The 18,846-nt window shown below is 41.5% G+C and carries 20 protein-coding genes; 14 read left to right on the top strand and 6 right to left on the bottom strand.

The window, feature by feature from the left end; genetic code table 11:
* The first annotated feature begins 6 nt into the window (after positions 1-6).
* Complete coding sequence (groL, locus tag DVW06_RS05205; RefSeq protein WP_003127441.1) at positions 7-1,635, top strand: chaperonin GroEL; 1,629 nt, start codon at positions 7-9, stop codon at positions 1,633-1,635.
* Between the two features lie 394 nt (positions 1,636-2,029).
* On the opposite strand, the gene DVW06_RS05200 is transcribed toward groL, so the two are convergent.
* A complete protein-coding gene (locus DVW06_RS05200) occupies positions 2,030-2,281 on the bottom strand; it encodes a helix-turn-helix domain-containing protein (protein WP_003127442.1) in 252 nt (83 codons plus the stop codon).
* Positions 2,282-2,468: 187 nt separating this feature from the next.
* Here DVW06_RS05200 and DVW06_RS05195 point away from each other — a divergent pair, with 187 nt between their 5' ends.
* The gene (locus tag DVW06_RS05195; protein ID WP_003127443.1) at positions 2,469-2,741 is read left to right on the top strand and encodes a hypothetical protein; all 273 of its coding nucleotides are present in this window, start codon (positions 2,469-2,471) and stop codon (positions 2,739-2,741) included.
* A 10-nt stretch (positions 2,742-2,751) separates the two neighbouring features.
* Positions 2,752-3,687, top strand: a complete 936-nt coding sequence (locus DVW06_RS05190) for a LacI family DNA-binding transcriptional regulator (RefSeq protein ID WP_005471706.1) — start codon at positions 2,752-2,754, stop codon at positions 3,685-3,687.
* A 27-nt stretch (positions 3,688-3,714) separates the two neighbouring features.
* On the opposite strand, the gene DVW06_RS05185 is transcribed toward DVW06_RS05190, so the two are convergent.
* Positions 3,715-4,476: a MerR family transcriptional regulator gene (locus DVW06_RS05185; RefSeq protein ID WP_003127445.1), complete on the bottom strand. Its 762-nt coding sequence runs from the start codon at positions 4,474-4,476 to the stop codon at positions 3,715-3,717.
* Positions 4,477-4,588: 112 nt separating this feature from the next.
* On the opposite strand from DVW06_RS05185, the gene DVW06_RS05180 reads away from it, so the two are divergent.
* The 5 genes from DVW06_RS05180 (at position 4,589) to DVW06_RS05160 (ending at position 10,455) form a co-directional block, all read left to right on the top strand.
* The gene (locus DVW06_RS05180; RefSeq protein ID WP_029487224.1) at positions 4,589-5,467 is read left to right on the top strand and encodes an HAD-IIB family hydrolase; all 879 of its coding nucleotides are present in this window, start codon (positions 4,589-4,591) and stop codon (positions 5,465-5,467) included.
* The gene (locus DVW06_RS05175) at positions 5,454-5,804 is read left to right on the top strand and encodes a DUF1827 family protein (protein ID WP_005471710.1); all 351 of its coding nucleotides are present in this window, start codon (positions 5,454-5,456) and stop codon (positions 5,802-5,804) included. Before DVW06_RS05180 ends, DVW06_RS05175 begins: the two co-directional genes overlap by 14 nt.
* Before the next feature lie 200 nt (positions 5,805-6,004).
* Positions 6,005-7,471, top strand: a complete 1,467-nt coding sequence (locus DVW06_RS05170; protein ID WP_003127448.1) for a nicotinate phosphoribosyltransferase — start codon at positions 6,005-6,007, stop codon at positions 7,469-7,471.
* Positions 7,472-7,522: 51 nt separating this feature from the next.
* Positions 7,523-8,347 (top strand): ammonia-dependent NAD(+) synthetase, encoded by an 825-nt coding sequence (nadE, locus tag DVW06_RS05165; protein ID WP_003127449.1) that lies wholly within the window; start codon positions 7,523-7,525, stop codon positions 8,345-8,347.
* Between the two features lie 278 nt (positions 8,348-8,625).
* Positions 8,626-10,455, top strand: coding sequence for an LTA synthase family protein (locus DVW06_RS05160; protein ID WP_374849309.1), 1,830 nt, complete (start codon positions 8,626-8,628; stop codon positions 10,453-10,455).
* A gap of 192 nt (positions 10,456-10,647) precedes the next feature.
* Here DVW06_RS05160 and DVW06_RS05155 read toward each other — a convergent pair whose 3' ends face one another.
* Positions 10,648-12,294, bottom strand: coding sequence for a MutS-related protein (locus tag DVW06_RS05155; protein ID WP_005471715.1), 1,647 nt, complete (start codon positions 12,292-12,294; stop codon positions 10,648-10,650).
* Positions 12,295-12,348: 54 nt separating this feature from the next.
* Positions 12,349-12,786 (bottom strand): class Ib ribonucleoside-diphosphate reductase assembly flavoprotein NrdI, encoded by a 438-nt coding sequence (gene nrdI / locus DVW06_RS05150; protein WP_005471716.1) that lies wholly within the window; start codon positions 12,784-12,786, stop codon positions 12,349-12,351.
* A 112-nt stretch (positions 12,787-12,898) separates the two neighbouring features.
* Here nrdI and gloA2 point away from each other — a divergent pair, with 112 nt between their 5' ends.
* Complete coding sequence (gene gloA2 / locus DVW06_RS05145) at positions 12,899-13,276, top strand: SMU1112c/YaeR family gloxylase I-like metalloprotein (RefSeq protein ID WP_124018646.1); 378 nt, start codon at positions 12,899-12,901, stop codon at positions 13,274-13,276.
* A 93-nt stretch (positions 13,277-13,369) separates the two neighbouring features.
* Positions 13,370-13,936: a GNAT family N-acetyltransferase gene (locus tag DVW06_RS05140; RefSeq protein ID WP_005471718.1), complete on the top strand. Its 567-nt coding sequence runs from the start codon at positions 13,370-13,372 to the stop codon at positions 13,934-13,936.
* Between the two features lie 5 nt (positions 13,937-13,941).
* Here DVW06_RS05140 and DVW06_RS05135 read toward each other — a convergent pair whose 3' ends face one another.
* Together DVW06_RS05135 and DVW06_RS05130 are read right to left on the bottom strand one after the other, a co-directional pair.
* Positions 13,942-14,463, bottom strand: coding sequence for an LURP-one-related/scramblase family protein (locus DVW06_RS05135; protein ID WP_124018647.1), 522 nt, complete (start codon positions 14,461-14,463; stop codon positions 13,942-13,944).
* A gap of 38 nt (positions 14,464-14,501) precedes the next feature.
* The gene (locus DVW06_RS05130) at positions 14,502-15,371 is read right to left on the bottom strand and encodes a Cof-type HAD-IIB family hydrolase (RefSeq protein ID WP_005471720.1); all 870 of its coding nucleotides are present in this window, start codon (positions 15,369-15,371) and stop codon (positions 14,502-14,504) included.
* Positions 15,372-15,499: 128 nt separating this feature from the next.
* Between DVW06_RS05130 and DVW06_RS05125 the strand changes: the two genes are divergently transcribed.
* From DVW06_RS05125 to DVW06_RS05110, 4 genes are all read left to right on the top strand, one after another.
* On the top strand, positions 15,500-16,189 hold the full coding sequence (locus DVW06_RS05125) for a uracil-DNA glycosylase (protein WP_137264477.1): 690 nt from the start codon (positions 15,500-15,502) through the stop codon (positions 16,187-16,189).
* 141 nt (positions 16,190-16,330) lie between these two features.
* Complete coding sequence (pta, locus tag DVW06_RS05120; protein WP_003127459.1) at positions 16,331-17,314, top strand: phosphate acetyltransferase; 984 nt, start codon at positions 16,331-16,333, stop codon at positions 17,312-17,314.
* 535 nt (positions 17,315-17,849) lie between these two features.
* The gene (gene tsaE, locus DVW06_RS05115) at positions 17,850-18,323 is read left to right on the top strand and encodes a tRNA (adenosine(37)-N6)-threonylcarbamoyltransferase complex ATPase subunit type 1 TsaE (protein WP_003127460.1); all 474 of its coding nucleotides are present in this window, start codon (positions 17,850-17,852) and stop codon (positions 18,321-18,323) included.
* Positions 18,316-18,843 carry a GNAT family N-acetyltransferase gene (locus tag DVW06_RS05110; protein ID WP_029487219.1) on the top strand — a complete coding sequence of 176 codons (528 nt, stop codon included), beginning with the start codon at positions 18,316-18,318 and terminating at the stop codon, positions 18,841-18,843. The genes tsaE and DVW06_RS05110 overlap by 8 nt, the downstream gene beginning before the upstream one ends.
* Positions 18,844-18,846: the final 3 nt, after the last annotated feature.

The following is an 18,846-nucleotide window of genomic DNA, read 5'->3' as shown; positions in this document are numbered from 1 at the left end:
GTAATCATGGCAAAAGAAATCAAATTTGCAGAAGATGCACGTGCAGCAATGTTGCGTGGGGTAGATAAATTAGCAGATACAGTAAAAGTAACCTTAGGCCCTAAAGGTCGTAACGTCGTTTTAGAAAAATCTTATGGTTCACCATTGATCACAAATGATGGCGTAACGATTGCAAAAGAAATCGAACTAGATGATCATTTCGAAAATATGGGGGCAAAACTTGTTTCTGAAGTTGCTTCTAAAACAAATGACATTGCTGGTGACGGAACAACGACAGCAACATTGTTAACACAAGCGATCGTTCGCGAAGGACTAAAGAACGTGACAGCTGGTGCGAATCCATTAGGTATTCGCCGTGGGATCGAAATGGCAACTAAAGTTGCTGTTGAAGAACTACACAACATTTCTTCCATCGTTGACTCAAAAGAAGCCATTGCACAAGTTGGTGCTGTGTCTTCTGGTAGCGAACAAGTCGGAAAATACATTGCAGACGCGATGGAAAAAGTCGGCAATGACGGCGTAATTACCATCGAAGAATCCAAAGGGATCGAAACAGAATTAGATGTAGTGGAAGGCATGCAGTTTGATCGCGGTTATCTTTCACAATACATGGTCACTGACAATGATAAAATGGAAGCTGCTTTAGAAAATCCATACATCTTGATCACAGACAAAAAAATCTCTAACATCCAAGACATCTTGCCATTGTTAGAACAAATCTTACAACAATCAAAACCATTGTTGATCATCGCTGATGATGTCGACGGTGAAGCATTACCAACACTTGTATTGAACAAAATCCGCGGTACATTCAATGTCGTGGCAGTCAAAGCACCAGGCTTTGGTGACCGTCGTAAAGCCATGTTGGAAGACATTGCGATCTTGACTGGCGGTACTGTTATCACTGAAGACTTAGGTTTAGAATTGAAAGATGCAACGATCGACAACCTAGGACAAGCAAGTAAAGTTGTTGTGGACAAAGACAACACAACAATCGTTGAAGGTGCTGGCGACAAATCAGCAATCGATGCTCGTGTGCAATTGATCAAAAATCAAATTGCTGATACAACATCTGATTTTGACCGCGAAAAATTACAAGAACGCCTAGCGAAATTAGCAGGCGGTGTGGCAGTCATCAAAGTGGGTGCGCCAACTGAAACAGAATTAAAAGAATTGAAACTACGCATCGAAGACGCATTGAACGCTACGCGTGCAGCAGTTGAAGAAGGAATGGTATCTGGTGGGGGAACTGCCCTTGTCAATGTCATCAACAAAGTAGCAGCCATCGAAGCAGACGGCGATGCAGCAACCGGTGTGAAAATCGTCTTGCGTGCGTTAGAAGAACCAGTACGTCAAATCGCTGAAAATGCTGGCTACGAAGGATCCGTGATCATCGACAAATTGAAACACGCAGATCTTGGCGTTGGTTTCAATGCAGCAACTGGCGAATGGGTAAACATGCTTGAAGCAGGAATCGTTGACCCAACGAAAGTAACACGCTCTGCGTTGCAAAATGCCGCTTCTGTAGCCGCATTATTGTTAACAACTGAAGCAGTCGTTGCTGACAAACCAGAACCTGCTGCACCAGCAGCTCCAGCAATGGATCCATCCATGGGCATGGGCGGCATGATGTAGTTATACTAAAAGAACCCCTTAGCGAAGGGGTTCTTTTCTTTATGCTTCTATTTCTATGATAGAAAGGAGCAAATACCAATGGTCCATTGCTTGCTCATTGGTATATTGAATTCCTTATCATTTTGGCATTCACCGCTAACATAGCTCAAAAGAGATACTCCATATTTTTACACCAAATAGGAATTAACTTCATGTTGAATGATTCAGTGAAGAAGTTTATGATCAATCTATCAAATCTATTTCATTTTCATTCTCTTTTTGAGACACCCACTCTTCCTACAAGAGTGGGTATTTTTGCTTAAAAAGTAGTCCTTTTACTCAAAATGAACGTGCGCCTTACTAGCTTGATTTTTATTCTAACTAGCAAGGAGCAGTTTCATGTAGCACTTTTTTATCAAGACAGCGGATAGCGCTGCATGTTTTCTGTCTGTCCTAAAATGTAATCTACTGACACATCATAAAAGGCAGCAAGATGCAAAATCGTCATAACGTCTGGTAGACGATCACCAGCTTCGTAATCCAAATAGTCTTCCAACGATACATCGATTTGCTGCGATACCTCTTTTTGCGTCAATGCTTGCCCTTCTCGCAAAAATTTGAATCGGCAACGCAATGTATCCAATAAAAAAGCTTCTTCTAATGTCAATTTGCGTTCCTCCTCGAATGGAAAAATGATTGATGACTTCTTTCTCCATTTCTATTGTAACAACATTCTAGAAATAAGCGAAATGATTCACAACATCAGAAATAAACAAGGAGAAAAAAAGAAAACAAAGTGCTTGCTCTGGTACGCGTTTCATAGATTATTCTATTCATGAAAGGGGCGTATGAAGATGCACACTTATATGGAAGTAAAGGGAAACAATGGAATACAACGCTGCTATGTTGCACTTGAATTTGATGGGATGAACTTGATTCTCACGAAGCCCAAGGGATTTTTTAGAGAAAAGGTCGCACAAATACCGCTTGCAGAAATTGGGCACCTGGTACAGGATGAATATTTTGGTGCGCAACGAATCAGTTTCATTCATCAGAATGATTATTACCAATTCTATGAATGTGGGGCAAGTGTGATAGACTATATGAAAGAACAATTATTTGTCTAAGGAGAAGCGCATGGCGAACATTCGGGATATTGCTAAGCTGACCGGTTATTCGGTCTCAACGATTTCACGAGTCATCAATAATAATCCTTATGTGGATGAGCAGAAGCGTCAGGAGATTTTGCGGGTAATGGAACAAGTCAACTATATCCCGAATCATACGGCACGTGTGCTAAGCTCGGGAAAAACGAAGAACATCGGAGTGATTCTCCCATTTGTCAATCATCCGTATTTTGATATCCTTCTAAGCGGGATTACTGCAAGTGCTTTTTCCCGTGGGTATAAGGTGACTTTGTTGCCTACCCGCTATGAACCAGAAATGGAAGAAAAGTACCTGCAAGAATTTGCGGCAAAAGGGTTTGATGCTCTGATTATCACATCAAGAGCAAATCCCCTCGAAAAACTATTGCCCTATCGTGCTTATGGCCGCATCGTTTTTTGTGAAAAGATCGACTCTGTCCAAGATGGATGCACCTATATCGATCGTGAACAATCCATTCGGGAAGTGTTTGCTTATTTGAAAGAAAATGGTATCGAGCGTATTGGAATTACACTTGGAAGAAGTCGTAAGCTGAGCAGCAATTCGAAGATCACAGTTCGTTTGTGTCAGGAATATTTCCCAGCTTTTACCGAAGAATTGATTTTTTGGGATTGTTTGACGGAAGAAGATGGGCGAGAGGCAGCCGCTTTCTTTGCTGATAAAAATGTCCAAGCGATTTTTACCAATGGGGATCAGGTAGCTGCTGGTATCAAATTGGCTTCTTCCTCCGAACGACTACTTATTGGCAGAGACAATTTATTTATTAGTGAAGTTCTTCAATTGTCAACCATCGACTATCATTTGCATGAATGTGGAGAAATGGCGTTGAAGTTAGCAATCCAAGAAGAACAAGGGTCCATCCGGATTCCTTATACGTTTATCAAACGAAGAGGACTTGAGCACACATAATGCGGCTCAAGTCCTTTTTATGGGTCATTAATCTGCGTAATGAGCGATGACTGCCTGTAAACAGCTGGCTGCGCCTTGGCCTGCTTTTTGATCGTAATAGTCAGTAAAACGTGCATCATGAATGTACATTTCACCTAAACTGCGATGATAATCGGCAGAATAAAATGGCGCTGCAAGCTGCAGCCATTTTTTGTGCAACTGGAAGGCTGTTTTTGCCAAAGAAGAAGTCACGTCAAATGGCTCTTGTACCACTTGTTTCAATGTTTGAATTAGTTCGTTTTCGGTTTGTTCCAATTCTTGGTAGGTTTCAAATGACATGTTCTGCCATTTTTGATTGCTTTGTTCAACGACTTCTTCCCCATAAGCGGCACGGATCTCTTCGCCATAGGTTTCTTCATTGGCTGCGAGTTTTTGTTGTTTAAAATAAGTGAATTTTTCTTTATCTGACATAGTCTGTTCTCCTTCATAATAATTGATTGTTTGGGCTAATGTTGTCAATAAGCGATCAAGCGCTGCTCGTTCCTGAGACAATCGGTTGTAATGAGCAACCAACAGTGTTTGAACATCTTGTTCGGGATCATCTAGCAAATGACGGATTTCTTCTAGAGGGAGGCCAAAGGATTTAAAGTACAAAATCTGTTGCAGACGATCCACTTGCTGTCCCCCATAAATACGATAGCCGGCTGAATTGATCCTTTGTGGTTTTAATAATCCGATTTGATCATAGTAGCGCAATGTACGGCTGCTGACGCCAGAAATTTTAGCCAGTGCTGTTATACTATATTCCAAATTTCTCCCTCCTTATGCTCTCATCATAAAGGTTTACGTAACGTCAATGTCAACAAAAAATTTTTTGCTTCGTCAAATTATGTTATAATTATAGCAAAGAAAGGAAGATTCGATGCAAATAGTTTTTTCCGATATAGACGGGACATTTCAGGAAATGGGTCAGCCTGTCCCTGAAATCAATAAAACAGCGATCAACTATCTGAAAGCACAAGGCGATCATTTTGTTTTTGTGACTGGTCGAGGGTATGATCTGGTAGAAGCACTGATGATAGAAGAAGGAATCTCCTGTGATGTCATCTTTGGCAATGGCGCCGGCTTGAAGTTGGAAGGTCAGGCGCCTGTTTTAGCCAATTGTTTGCCGCTAGCTACCTTAGAAGCGGTGACAGCTATTTTAGAGAAAGAAAATGTTTTTTATTTTCTGCACACCGATCAAGGAGTGATCTGCAAAGATCCTGCGGATTATCAAGAACAATTGACCGCATTGACCAATAAATTAGTTACAGATCTCGGTGAGAGAGGGGCGATGATTGCTGAATACAAGCAAGCCTATTTTGTGCATGACTGCATTCATGCACCGGATCTTTTAGCCTACATTCAGGAACGGCCGACGATCAATGTCCTAAAGATCGAACTGATGGAAGCATCGGATGAAAAGATCGAACAGTTGCGTCTATTGCTGCAGACTGAACCAGTCAGTGCGTTTCAGTCATTTGTTCAGACATTGGAAGTCGTTGATCCCTTAGCAACAAAAGGAGCCGCGATCACGAATTTTATGCAGGCTTTCCCTCATGCAAAGAGTTTTGGGATCGGGGATGGTGAGAATGACTTAGCCATGTTTGAAGTGGTAGATGTCTCTGTTGCAGTAGCCAATGCGAGTGAATCGATCCGTAACGTTTGCGATCGTATGATTCCTAGTGCAGCTGACGGCGGAGTCGGCCAATTTATCATGGATGAACTAATACGAGAGGATGTTGTATATGAAATTGATTGAAACACCAGTCAACCAAAATTTGAATTTGGAGACATTTTATCCGGTCATCTCAAAATTTATTTTTGATAAAGTCGCGATTAAATACTACAAACTTTATTCTCTTGATCGAACCCAGATCATGTATGTGGATACTTTTGACAAGATCACATTGGTTTTGATCAACAATAAAAAGAAGATCAGCCGCGGAGAAGTGGATACAGCGATTCATCGCTTACTAAAAGTTGACCGCAAGGATGTCACTGTAGATGTCAATATCCGTAAAAAGATGGAAGCAGCGGGAGTCAAGTTTGCGAAACCTCGCAAAGATATCATCCTAGTTCAATTAGCAGTTGATTAACCATTAGCAGCCTGTGTTATAAGTTGAAGCAAGACCCAATGATTCGAGTGAAACTGGTGGAATACCCCATCGTATCATGAAGTTTTTCGGTCTTTTTCTAACTTATGGCACAGACTTTTTTTGAGGAAAAAAACAAGAAATACTTTCTTTTTTTATTTTTTTGCTATAATAGGGAGAAGTAAGTATGAGGGAGCAAAACGATGCAAAAATTATTTAAAGATGATAGTTTCACTTTGCATACTGATCTCTATCAGATCAACATGATGCAAACCTATTGGGAATTAGGACGTGCGGATTTGAATGCAGTCTTCGAGTGCTATTTCCGTGACATGCCCTTTGAGAATGGCTATGCTATCTTTGCAGGGTTAGAACGCTTAGTCGATTATTTGAACAATTTGACCTTTTCAGATTCAGATATCGATTATTTAAGAGAAATCGGCGGATATCCGGAGGCTTTCTTGGATTATCTGAAAGAATTCAAATTTGCCTGCACGGTTCGTTCAGCTTTAGAAGGCGATCTCGTCTTCAACAATGAGCCGATCATTCAAGTTGAAGGACCTTTGGCACAAGCTCAATTGATCGAAACAGCCTTATTGAACATGGTTAATTTCCAAACATTGATTGCAACAAAAGCTGCTCGGATCAAGTCTGTGATCGGAGATGATCCCTTATTAGAATTTGGGTCTCGTCGTGCGCAAGAACTGGACGCAGCGATTTGGGGAACTCGTGCGGCTTATATCGGAGGTGCGGGTGCCACAAGTAATGTTCGAGCAGGCAAGATCTTTGGCATCCCTGCAAGCGGGACGCATGCTCATTCTCTTGTGCAATCCTATGGCAATGATTATGATGCCTTTATGGCGTATGCCAAGACGCACAAAGACTGTGTCTTTTTAGTCGATACGTATGATACATTGCGCTTAGGTGTACCAAATGCGATTCGTGTCGCAAAAGAACTAGGGGACCAAATCAACTTTTTAGGAGTACGGATCGATAGTGGAGACATGGCTTATATCTCCAAAAAAGTCCGAGAACAACTAGATGAAGCTGGCTTTACAGAAGCTAAGATCTACGCATCAAATGATTTGGATGAAAGCACGATTCTAAGTCTAAAAATGCAAAAAGCCAAAATCGATGTTTGGGGTGTCGGTACAAAGTTGATCACCGCCTATGATCAACCGGCATTGGGAGCCGTTTATAAACTGGTTTCGATCGAAAACGAACAAGGCGAAATGATCGATACGATCAAATTATCCGGTAATGCTGAAAAAGTTTCTACACCAGGCAAGAAACAAGTCTGGCGTATCACACGTAAAAAAGACGGCAAGTCTGAAGGGGATTATGTGACTCTTTGGGACGAAAACCCCCAGGAAGAAAAAGAGTTGTTCATGTTCCATCCGGTTCACACCTTTATCAATAAAACAGTGACAGATTTTGATGCTCGGCCTTTGCTGCAAGACATTTTTGTAGAAGGACAGCAAGTCTATCAATTGCCGGATCTTGAACACATCAAAGCCTATGCTACAAATTGTTTGGATTCATTATGGGATGAGTACAAACGAGATTTGAATCCGCAAAAATACCCAGTCGATCTCTCTCAAGAGTGCTGGAATCACAAGATGCGGACCATTGAAAAAGTGCGTACGCAAACCAAAACAGAAATTATTTAATTGGTCCTAGAAAGCTAGGACCAATCTTCAAAAAAATTAGGAGGCGTTTCTATGACATTGCAACAAGAAATCATTCGCGAGTTAGGCGTAGTTCCAACAATTGATGCGAAAGCAGAGATTCGTAATAGCATTGAATTTTTAAAAGCATATCTTCAAAAAAATCCCTTTTTGAAAACTCTTGTTTTAGGGATCAGCGGTGGACAAGATTCAACACTGGCTGGTCGATTGGCTCAGTTGACAATGGAAGAAATGCGCAGTGAGACGAATGATCCCAATTATCAGTTCATTGCGATCCGCTTACCTTATGGAGAACAGGCTGACGAAGAAGATGCCAAAAAAGCCATCGAATTTATCAAACCGGACATTACATTACGAGTGAATATCAAAGCAGCCGTCGATGCGCAAGTGGCAGCCGTCGAAGAAGCTGGCTTACCTGTTTCTGATTTTAATAAAGGCAACATCAAGGCACGTCAGCGGATGATTACTCAATATGCCGTTGCAGGCGAAAAAGCTGGCGCTGTTTTAGGAACAGATCACGCGGCCGAAAACATCACCGGTTTCTTTACAAAATTTGGTGATGGCGGAGCTGACCTCTTGCCGCTATTTCGTTTGAATAAACGTCAAGGACGTCAATTGTTGCAAGAATTAGGAGCGCCGGAAGCACTGTACAAAAAGGTTCCTACTGCTGATTTGGAAGATGGCAAACCAATGATCGCTGACGAAGTAGCACTTGGTGTGACTTATGATGAGATCGATGATTACTTGGAAGGAAAGACCGTTTCACCAAATGCGCAACAAACGATTGAAAATTGGTGGCACAAAACACAGCATAAACGGCATCTGCCAATATCAATCTTTGACGACTTCTGGAAATAAATCTTTTTTACTCTGTGATAGTTTTTGGTCCATCGCATCTAGGAGAAAATAAATATCCGAACGATTTATGAATGAATTTTTTCCGAGAGGCCTCGCTGTATCGCTCAACGAGGTCTTCTGGATTTCATAGATTGTTCGGGATTTTTTGTTTTTTTTTTATCTTAGTCATAACTCTCTTCAAGGAAGAATGGCAAGAATAAAAAAACAAAACAAGCAAACGGCTCTTTACATTCTAAATCGCAAAGCATAAAATACAGGTTATGGTTAGAAAAGGAGGAATGTCCTTCGTGAAAAGAAAGATTCATCCCAAGTTGCAGATGGGGCTAAAACTAATCGGTAGTTTTATTTTGATTCTCTTTAGCAACCTTTATCTACAATGGTGTCAAAACAACCTTTCTGTTGAGCTAGCATTAAAATTTGCTTTTTCTTGGCACACAGAAAAGTTTTTCTTAGCTTGTCTGGTGCTGCTGCTTTTCTATGGGTTATTGACAAGTCTGGCTGGATCCCTTGGAGTCGGGGCGCTGTTTTATAGCATTGTGATCGGGATCTTGGGTTATGCAAATTACCTCAAGATGGCTTATCGGCAAGAACCAATCTATCCAGATGATTTGAAAATGATCACTCAGTTTGATTTGCTGCATACGATGATCGGAACAGGCCCCTTCGTCTTGGCGATGCTATGTGTGATACTCGCAGTGGGGGCAATTATCTGGAGTATTTATCGCAGCCGTAAATTGTCAAAAAAGAAACAGATCCTCAGAGGGCTGACAATGCTCGTTTGTACAGTTGGTTTAGTTTATGTTTCGCATTTTAATGACAGCAATAATTTGCTTAGAAAAGCGTATAACCGGACCGCATTATGGATCCCTTATTCACAAAAAATGAATTACTACAATACCGGTTTTATTGGTGGGTTTCTATTCAATCTGCGGGTCGATGCAATGGAACAACCAGCGGGTTATTCTGAAGCTGCGATAAAAGAAATTGCCAAAAAATATACCGCTGAAGCTGGCGAAACAAACAAAACGCGTGACCAAGAAGCGCCAAATATCGTTTATGTCATGAGCGAAAGCTTTTCTGATCCGAGCCATCTAAAAGGACTGACGATTACAGGGGATCCTTTGAAGGATTATTATGCGGTAGCCGATCAAACGATCAGTGGGAAAATGTTGTCGCAAAATTATGGTGGCGGGACTGCAAACATTGAATTTGAAGCATTGACCAGTTTTTCAATGGGGTTGTTGAATCCGCAAATGACCACGCCTTACACGATGCTGGTCCCTAAATTGACACAATTGCCTTCAGTGGTCTCATTCTTGCAAAAACAAGGATATGATGCGACTGCGATCCACCCCTATGATACATCGATGTACAAGCGGAAAGATGTCTATGATGTGATGGGTTTTCAAACCTTTTTGGATCAAGACACGATGACTTACACGGACAAGATCGAGAACAATCCTTATATCTCGGATGCTTCTGCTTATAAAGAAGTTCTGTCTCTTTTGTCAGATGAGAAAAAGCCGCAATTCGTTCACTTGGTGACGATGCAGACCCATATGCCTTATGAAGGAAAGTATCAGACATTAAATTATCAAGCCACAGGCGATGGAAATATAACTGCTCTTGAAAACTATCTGCAAGATATCTCTTACAGTAGTACCGCACTAAAAGACTTTATTGAACAATTGAAGCAGCTGAATCGAAGAACAGTAGTCGTTTTCTGGGGGGATCACCTGCCAGGCATCTACTCGGATGCGATTAAAGATCAAAATGATACTGCTGCGCTGCATGAAACGGAATTCTTGATGGTGGATTCTGATGGAACCTTTTCAACTGACACTGTTCCGGTAACGAGTCCCTTTTACTTTGCACCTAACGTGTTGAATGAAAGTCAGCAACCAATCAATGGATTTTATGCGTTGCTGCTAGCACTGCAAGAAAAATTGCCGGCTTTTGAACATGGGCAGTATTACCAAGGCGAACAGTGGCGAAGTGAGCTAAGCTTAGATGCGAAATCACGGCAGTTATATGAAGACTATCAGCTGATTCAATATGACATTTTACAAGGAAAACAATATAGTTTACAGACAGATTTATTTGGCTAAGAAAAATTGTCTAACATAAAAAGGCTGTGACAAAAGAAGGATCAAGGAAGAAACACATTGCTCTTATTCAGAGGAGGCTGGTTTCTTCGCTAAATGTCTTTCTTTTGTCATAGCCTTTATTTATTGAGCAATCCTAGCGATGTGTTTTAAGCAGCATGTCTCTACTAAGGATCACAGATTTCTTGTAGGTCATTATAGATCTTGCCAAGTCCGTTGCTGATTGAAGTAAGCTGCTTCATTTTCAGCCTGTTCAACGATTGATTTCGGATAACCAAGCACTCGCAGTAGGGCAATCGCATTACGGCTTGTTGAAGGACCTTGTTTGACCTTATAGTCAAAAGAGATACCGTCATCGGCTGTGACTTGTTCAGAAAAATGGATATTGCTGCAGTCATTTTTCAATATTTCAGTCAGTTCAATATCATGAGTCGCAATAAAAGCCAAACTTGTATAACGGCTCAACCAATGAATGATACTAGCAGAAGCAGCGATCCGCTCAATCGTATTGGTTCCCTTCAGTATCTCATCGACAAAGCAATAGCAGCGTTCTTTTTGCTGAACTTGTTCCAACAATCGTTTGATCGACTTGATTTCTGCAACAAAATAGCTATCGCCCTCAAACAAATCGTCTTCGACCGCCATTGAGGTCAACACATGACCAGGTTCCATCGTAAAGGATTCAGCAACAGCTGTTTGGATAGTTTGCGCCAATAGACAATTGATAGCGATGCTTTTGACATAGGTCGATTTGCCAGAAGCGTTTGACCCGGTTACCAGTGTATTGGTTTGCCAGTCGACATCATTCATGACAGCTTCAGTCAGAAGGGGATGATAGGTCCCTTTTGCGCTGACCGTTCCTTTTTTGAATTCAGGGATACAAGTGATCGGCATATAGGTACGGAAATTAAGGATCGCGCAAGCAATTTCCAACTTGCCTAACAATTCCCATAATGCGATCGCTTGTTGATTGTATCGAGCCAATAAGGTAACGACGTAATGGTACGAGATAAAAGGCAGCATAAAGATGATATTGATGTATTCAAAAAGCATATCGCCTTCACTGCCATTTTTTGAACGAAAAGAAACGCCGAATCGGGGGATTTTTTTCAGAGGCAGCAGTTCTTTTTTGATTTGCTCTTGTAATGGTGTGGCAAGTTTGGCAATCTTGTTGCCGCAGGCCACTGTCTGAACTAGATAGCGCATACTGTTGAGTTCTGTTTCTAGTGTGGCTTTTTTGATCGAATAGTAAACCGTATTAAAGAGGACGCTTATCAAAATCACTGCAATTCCTGGCAAAAAGCCAAAAGCTATCAAAATCAGCCCAACAATCGGCAAACAGCCCAATAAAATAAAGACAGGCAAGTTGCCAATACTTTCTTTCTTCCCTGATGCCAGATAGTTTTTGGAAAAGTTATTATCCAGTTTCCCAAGTTGGGCAAAGGTATATTGGGTATCTTCGCGAATTTTTGGATTGGCTGCGAAAAAATCAATTAACGCGGTCAGCTGTCGATCCGGCTTAAATTGAAAGTTGCGCAACTGCTGATAGAGAGCTTCAGAACCTACACTGGAGTAAGTACTGTTGATCATTTCAAAAACCTCGAATAAGTCTAAGTCATACCAAGTAATGTCATCGATCTCACTATCATGGGGATAAAAATCTTTCTCTACCATCCAGGCCTTTTTGAGGCTTTCTTCTTTGTCAAAGCGAGGCTGACGGGGGAATTTTCCCCATTCTTGTTTGACGCGACGTCTTAATTTTATTCGGTTCCAAGTATCTAAGCCAATAATAAGTGCACTAACGAACAAGATAATCAAGATAACCATATATTTTGCGTCCATGTTTTTCTCCGTTTCTAGGAGCAAAAGCAGGATCTAGCTCCTGCTCCTTCTAAGTTAATTGATTTTACGCAAGACATCATAAATGCGTGCGATGTCCTGCGTTGTTCCTCGCAGTTCAAAATCAGCTAGAAATGGAATCTGGAACTGTTCAGCATATTGTTTGGCAGTCAGGCAGTATTGATAATTGAAATTTTTGTTGCCGCTGCCGATCACACCGCGACAATAGCGGGCATTATCCGCATAATCAATATACTCCCGCATGGTTTCTGTCAAAATTTCCTGATCCCCATTATCTACGCCGTTGCCGCCTTCAAGATAGGTCGGCACAAACACGACAAAAGGTTCGCTTTCTTCTTCGAAAATGGAATTGTCATCAATTTCTTTGACGGACCATTCTAGAGGATGCGCTGTTGGCTGCTGGGCGGCATAGTCCATTAGTCGTTTGACAAATGCCCGGGTATTTCCTGAGATTGAAATATAAAGTAGTTTCATGTCATCACCTTCCGTATCCAGTATAACAGAATCAAAATAAAATAGAGCAGGTCTTTTGTAGCCAAAGGAAGGAAAAATAGGTAAACTAAGTAGATAGAAAAGGAGTGAGCATATGTTTTCTGAGATGCATCATGTGGCCATTATTGCCAGTGATTACCAACGAGCAAAATCATTTTATGTCGACAAATTAGGATTTAAGGTGATCCGTGAGCACCATCGTCCCGAAAAAAACGATACCAAAATCGATTTGGCTTTTGGCTCATCTGAGATTGAGTTGTTTATCGTGGATCAACCACCTAAACGAGAAAGTTATCCGGAAGCAACCGGCTTACGACACTTGGCTTTTCGAGTAACAAACATTGAGAAAATGGTAGCAGAACTTGAAACAAAAGGAATTACGTGTGAGCCGATTCGCTTTGACAGCTTTACGAATAAAAAAATGACATTCTTCCAAGACCCAGATGGGTTGCCACTGGAACTACACGAATAGTATCGAGGATTCATTCGAAGCGCAACGACACTTTTTTACTTCGGATGACAAAAAAATGCTGTTATTCTGAAGAAAACACAAGGAGGAGAAATCGTGATTCGATTTGCACAAAAAGAAGATCGTTTTGCTATGGCGAAACTTGTTTTAGTCATTTTAAAAGATATGGAATTACCGTTTGTGGCAGAAATAGGAGAAGAAAAAACGCTCGAGATCTTGGCTGAAGCGATGTTAGAGCCTGATTATCGTTATGGTTATACCAGAGGATTGGTCAATGAAATCGATGGACAAGTGGCTGGGGTTGCTTTTGGTTACCCAGATAAAGATGAACCTACCATTGATGAACCGTTAACGAAGATTCTGGAGTCCTACGGTTTGGATAAAGAAATGAAACTGTTCGTTGATCAAGAAACGTTGCAGAACGAATGGTACTTAGATACCATTTGTGTCGATGAAAAATTCCGTGGAAAAGGGGTTGGCTCAGCTTTATTGGCTGCACTGCCAAAAATTGCCCAACGAGATGGCTATACCACAATTGGTTTAAGTGTCGATAAAGCCAATCCACACGCCAAACGTCTCTATGAACGTCACGGTTTTCAAGTGGTTGCTGAACGAAAGATCAGTGGTCATCTATATGATCATATGCAAAAAGAAACCAGTTGAGTATCTCAGCTGGTTTCGTTCGTTAATCGTAACTCCAAATGTTGCTGGGTCTTGCGTTTGCGATTGTAGAGCCAATAATCCATAATCGCAGCAATACAAATGCAAACTGGCGCATCCTCATCGTTGACCACATCGATCACATAATAATCGCCAGTCAATAGTGTTGCTTTATCCATTTCCATGATCTTCTTGTTGAAATGATGGATCGCATACCGATGATTGTAGATATCCCCATGGACAGCCCAATGGAGCTGTTGGATATAATAAAAATCCCCAGGCCAGTTGAAAATTTTTTGTAACGTACCTACTTTTTCAAAGTCCTTGTAGATCTCAAATCGTGTGCCAAAGGTAAAACTGATTTGCTTAATACTGGCGACCAGTGTGCCGTCCAAACGATAGAGGGAAAGTGCATCGCCATTAGTTCCCCAGCGCCCGACCATCAAGAATAACGATTTGCCCTTTTCGTCTTTAACGATCGTTCGCGTGATACTGCTGAGTTGTCTGTCTTGAATAAAAAATTCCGACATATCTACGCCTCCTCTTGTATCCCGAAAAGCTGCGTCAATTATAAATTCTCATCGATTGCCCGAATAATTGCTTTGCCGACTCCTGATTCAATGTTAGTATCCGTCAGATACTTCGCATATTCTTTGACTTCGATTTCCCCGTTACCCATAGCAAAGCTGACACCAGCAAGCTGTATCATGCTGACATCATTCAAGTTGTCACCAATCGTCATGACATCCGACAGTTGAATCGCTCGCTCTTTAGCAACGTGTGCCACCGCGATCCCTTTTTGGGCATTGCGATGATTGATTTCAATATTGTTTTGTCCGGAAGAAGTAACCACTAAGTCGCCATAACCATCGATTTCTTGTGTGATCGGTCCTAAAACACGCGCGCCATCTTGATGGAAGCAAATGATTTTTAAGATTTCCAGATCTTCAATCGCAAACAGTTCATTGAAGTCTTTGACATAATTGATGGGAAGAAAAGCTAGTCGTGCAGCAGTCATGGCAATGGCCATTTTGTGGGTCAGATGGGGCATTGCTTCTGCTGTATGGATCGCAAAATTCTCGATTCGGCGCGTCTGGCTTTCTGAATAAATGCCATTGCTCGTGGAAATCTCAAAATAAATGTCTTTTTCTCTTAATAAGTCCATCAATGAACGGGTTTTTTCTTTAGAAATAGGAACGGTGAATAAAGAAGTTCCTGATTTGTCAAACACTTGTGCACCATTAAGTGTGATCATAGCACAATCAATACCGGCTTCTTGCAAAGGCGGCAGAGCTTCTTTCCGGTTGCGCCCAGTGGCCACCATGAATTCGACTCCTTGGGATTGGGCATATTTGATCGCTTGGATATTTTCTTCTGAAATCTGCATGTTGGCGTTTAGTAAAGTACCATCCATATCAGAAGCGATTAATTTTATCATTGTCAGCGTCCTTTCTTATGGTTTCTATAGAATAGTGTACCACAAATCAGCAATTATTTTTGAGAATGTCTCCTTGTTTCTTAGGCAGATCTTTTGTTATCCTTAACTAAAAGCAAAGGAGCGAGACGATGAGAAAGATTTTAGAAAATGATTGGCAAGAAGTTTTGCAAGCTTCATTCGATCAAACCTATTACCAACAGTTACGGGAATTTTTGAAAGTAGAATATGCAACACAGAAGATCAACCCGGCAATGGACCATATTTATGAAGCACTGAAGCTGACTCCGTATCATGAAGTGAAAGTAGTGATCTTAGGACAAGATCCATATCATGGTCCGCATCAAGCCCATGGGTTATCTTTTTCAGTCCAACCCGGAGTACGGATTCCGCCTTCTTTACGCAATATCTATAAGGAATTGCAAAGTGATCTAGGCATCGCGCCAGTCTCTCACGGTTATTTGGTTCCTTGGGCGCAACAAGGAATTTTACTACTAAATACGGTGTTGACAGTTCGTGAAGGACAGGCTTATTCGCATCGAGGCAAAGGATGGGAACGATTGACAGATACTATCATCGAAAAGCTGAATCAACGGGATAAACCAGTGATCTTTGTATTATGGGGAAAACCAGCCCAGCAAAAGAAAGCGTTGATCGATACGAAAAAGCATATCATCATAGAATCTCCCCATCCAAGTCCGTTATCTGCCAGTCGTGGTTTCTTTGGATCGAAACCATTTTCAAAAATCAATCAAGCATTGATCGCATTGGATGAAACACCAATTGACTGGCAATTACCAGAAAAAATAGTACAGGTGTGAAACTGTAGTAGTGCAGAAGAGACGGACTGTGAATTGTGTAACAAAAATTATCTTTTTCGATTAGTACAGCATTTTTATCTGTTCTTTTTTTTGCAACTATTGTACAATGTAAGGGTATAAAAAAACTGGAGGTCTTTACCCGTGGAACTATTCGAAAGTTTAAAATTTAAAATCGTGCGTCGTCATATCAAAATCGTTTTCCCAGAAGCAACAGATCCTCGTATCCTTGGTGCAGCAAGCCGTCTACGTTCAGAAGAATTGGTAGAACCAGTTTTGATTGGTAACCCTGCTGAGATTGAGAAAGCAGCGGAAGCTCGAGGAATCAACATCGCTAATTTTGAGATCCTAGATCCTGAAAACTATGACCGGTGGGATGAAATGGTCGAAGCTTTTGTTGAGCGCCGAAACGGCAAAGCAACAAAAGAGCAAGCCGAAGAAATCTTAAAAGATGTTAATTATTTTGGTACGATGTTAACTTACATGGGGATCACTGAAGGAATGGTTTCAGGTGCGATCCATTCAACGGGCGATACGGTTAGACCTGCATTGCAGATCATTAAAACAAAACCAGGCGTGAGCCGCACAAGTGGTGCCTTTTTGATGGTTCGTGGTCGTGATCAAGAAAAATACCTATTTTCTGACTGTGCCATCAATGTGAACCCTTCTGCCCAAGAATTAGCAGAGATCGCTGTTGATTCAGCAAAAACAGCGGAATTATTTGATATCGATCCAAAAGTTGCCATGCTTAGCTTCTCGACAAAAGGTTCAGCTAAAGCACCAGAAGTCGATAAAGTGGTTGAAGCAACAAAAATTGCCCAAGAATTGGCGCCTGAGTACGAAATCGATGGTGAATTGCAATTCGATGCTGCTTACATTTCAGCTGTCGCTCAATTAAAAGCACCAGAATCAGAAGTAGCTGGTAAAGCAACGGTCTTTGTCTTCCCAGATTTACAATCTGGAAACATTGGCTACAAAATCGCACAACGCTTCGGTAACTTCGAAGCAATTGGACCAATCCTGCAAGGATTGAACAAACCAATCTCAGACCTTTCTCGCGGATCAAACGAAGAAGACGTCTACAAACTATCCATCATCACAGCAGCACAAACATTGATGGATAAATAAGATAACTAATCAAACAACCAAGCCGTTCCTTTTGTCAAGGAACGGCTTTTTGCTGCGAATCACAACGATTGGCTTGCATAGCAAGACAGAGTTGATGATGAGCAGTACTAGGCGACTAAAGGGAGCGTAGTAACCTTCAGCCTGAATCACTGCGATTGGCTTGCGAAGCAGAGAGCAGATGATGAGCAGCGGGGATCAAAGAAAGCGTAGTAACCTTCAGCCTGAATCACTGCGATTGGCTTGCGAAGCAGAGAGCAGATGATGAGCAGCGGGGACCAAAGAAAGCGTAGTAACCTCAGTATGAATCACAACGATTGCCCTTAGAGTGGCATGGAAGTCTAGTTAGCGCAACAAGCTTAGAAACAATTGCAGGCAAAGCAAGATGAGGGGCGTCGCTTCCAAAAATACTGCCCACAGCAGGATAAAAATGGTTTTTCTTTCAAACTCCTTGCGACGGTACGCTCTTTACTTTTGATTCTAAAACAAGCTATACTAACTACTAACAGCAAGTGAAAAGATAAAGGACGGATCAAACATGATAACGATCGCTGATTTAGATGCAACAGAAAAATTTGCCGAAGTGATTGGCAGAGTGGCCCTGCCTGGAGACAATTTGGTGTTAACTGGGGAACTGGGAGCCGGTAAAACGACGTTGACCAAAGGGATCGCTCGAGGTCTGGGGATCAGTCAACTGATCAAAAGCCCAACCTATACGATTATTCGTGAATATACTGAAGGTCGGTTGCCACTCTATCATATGGATATTTACCGGGTAGAATTTGGCGCATCAGACTTGGGATTAGATGATTATTTTGAAGGTGATGGTCTTTCTGTGATCGAGTGGGGAAATCTTCTGGAAGAGTCTTTACCGGAAGATTATTTGGAACTGATTTTGGAAAAAGATAATACAGAAGAGCAAAAACGTTTTGTGAAATTGCTTACATTTGGTCCGAAAGCTGAGGCTTTCCAACAGCGTATTTTGGCGCAATGGGAGGCAGATAATGAGTGACATTCATTTGACATTGCGTGAGGCTCGGGGCGAAGATGCGGCAGAACTCTTGGCAGTCAGTCAAAAGATTGGTCAAGAAACTGACTTTTTGGTCATGGATGAAACAGGCCTCGCCCTGCCTGAAGCAATGTTGGCACAGCAACTAGAAAGCTTGTATGAACAAGACAATCACCTCCTATTGTTAGCCCTTGATGGAGAACGAATTATTGGTATGGCTTCTATCAAAGGTTATTCGGAATGGCGCATGGCCCATGTAGGAGAAATAGGTCTATCGATTTTAAAAGACTATTGGGGAATGGGACTAGGGTCACTTCTTTTAGAAGAATTGCTTGAATGGGTCAGTGAAGTAGGGTTGTTGACACGCTTGGAGTTGACGGTCCAAGCGCGCAATGAACGATCTATCCATTTATATCAGAAGTACGGATTTGAAATTGAAGGTTGTATGAAACAAGCCGCCCAAACAAAAGATGGGCAACGAATTGATGTTCTAATGATGGCAAAATTAGTTGATGAGGAGTGAGAA

Origin of the sequence: Enterococcus sp. ARL09-542, from assembly GCF_005234805.1 — a bacterium.
GTDB lineage: Bacteria > Bacillota > Bacilli > Lactobacillales > Enterococcaceae > Enterococcus_D > Enterococcus_D gallinarum.
The sequence above is the reverse complement of the archived record's forward strand: the minus strand, read 5'-3'. Positions and strand labels throughout refer to the sequence as shown.

Excerpts from the sequence above, each read along its gene's own strand:
- groL (WP_003127441.1), top strand. The coding sequence starts at position 7 with ATGGCAAAAGAAATCAAATTTGCAGAAGATGCACGTGCAGCAATGTTG.
- DVW06_RS05195 (WP_003127443.1), top strand. The coding sequence starts at position 2,469 with ATGCACACTTATATGGAAGTAAAGGGAAACAATGGAATACAACGCTGC.
- DVW06_RS05190 (WP_005471706.1), top strand. The coding sequence starts at position 2,752 with ATGGCGAACATTCGGGATATTGCTAAGCTGACCGGTTATTCGGTCTCA.
- DVW06_RS05180 (WP_029487224.1), top strand. The coding sequence starts at position 4,589 with ATGCAAATAGTTTTTTCCGATATAGACGGGACATTTCAGGAAATGGGT.
- DVW06_RS05175 (WP_005471710.1), top strand. The coding sequence starts at position 5,454 with ATGAAATTGATTGAAACACCAGTCAACCAAAATTTGAATTTGGAGACA.
- DVW06_RS05170 (WP_003127448.1), top strand. The coding sequence starts at position 6,005 with ATGCAAAAATTATTTAAAGATGATAGTTTCACTTTGCATACTGATCTC.
- nadE (WP_003127449.1), top strand. The coding sequence starts at position 7,523 with ATGACATTGCAACAAGAAATCATTCGCGAGTTAGGCGTAGTTCCAACA.
- DVW06_RS05160 (WP_374849309.1), top strand. The coding sequence starts at position 8,626 with ATGTCCTTCGTGAAAAGAAAGATTCATCCCAAGTTGCAGATGGGGCTA.
- DVW06_RS05155 (WP_005471715.1), bottom strand. The coding sequence starts at position 12,294 with ATGGACGCAAAATATATGGTTATCTTGATTATCTTGTTCGTTAGTGCA.
- nrdI (WP_005471716.1), bottom strand. The coding sequence starts at position 12,786 with ATGAAACTACTTTATATTTCAATCTCAGGAAATACCCGGGCATTTGTC.
- gloA2 (WP_124018646.1), top strand. The coding sequence starts at position 12,899 with ATGTTTTCTGAGATGCATCATGTGGCCATTATTGCCAGTGATTACCAA.
- DVW06_RS05135 (WP_124018647.1), bottom strand. The coding sequence starts at position 14,463 with ATGTCGGAATTTTTTATTCAAGACAGACAACTCAGCAGTATCACGCGA.
- DVW06_RS05130 (WP_005471720.1), bottom strand. The coding sequence starts at position 15,371 with ATGATAAAATTAATCGCTTCTGATATGGATGGTACTTTACTAAACGCC.
- DVW06_RS05125 (WP_137264477.1), top strand. The coding sequence starts at position 15,500 with ATGAGAAAGATTTTAGAAAATGATTGGCAAGAAGTTTTGCAAGCTTCA.
- tsaE (WP_003127460.1), top strand. The coding sequence starts at position 17,850 with ATGATAACGATCGCTGATTTAGATGCAACAGAAAAATTTGCCGAAGTG.
- DVW06_RS05110 (WP_029487219.1), top strand. The coding sequence starts at position 18,316 with ATGAGTGACATTCATTTGACATTGCGTGAGGCTCGGGGCGAAGATGCG.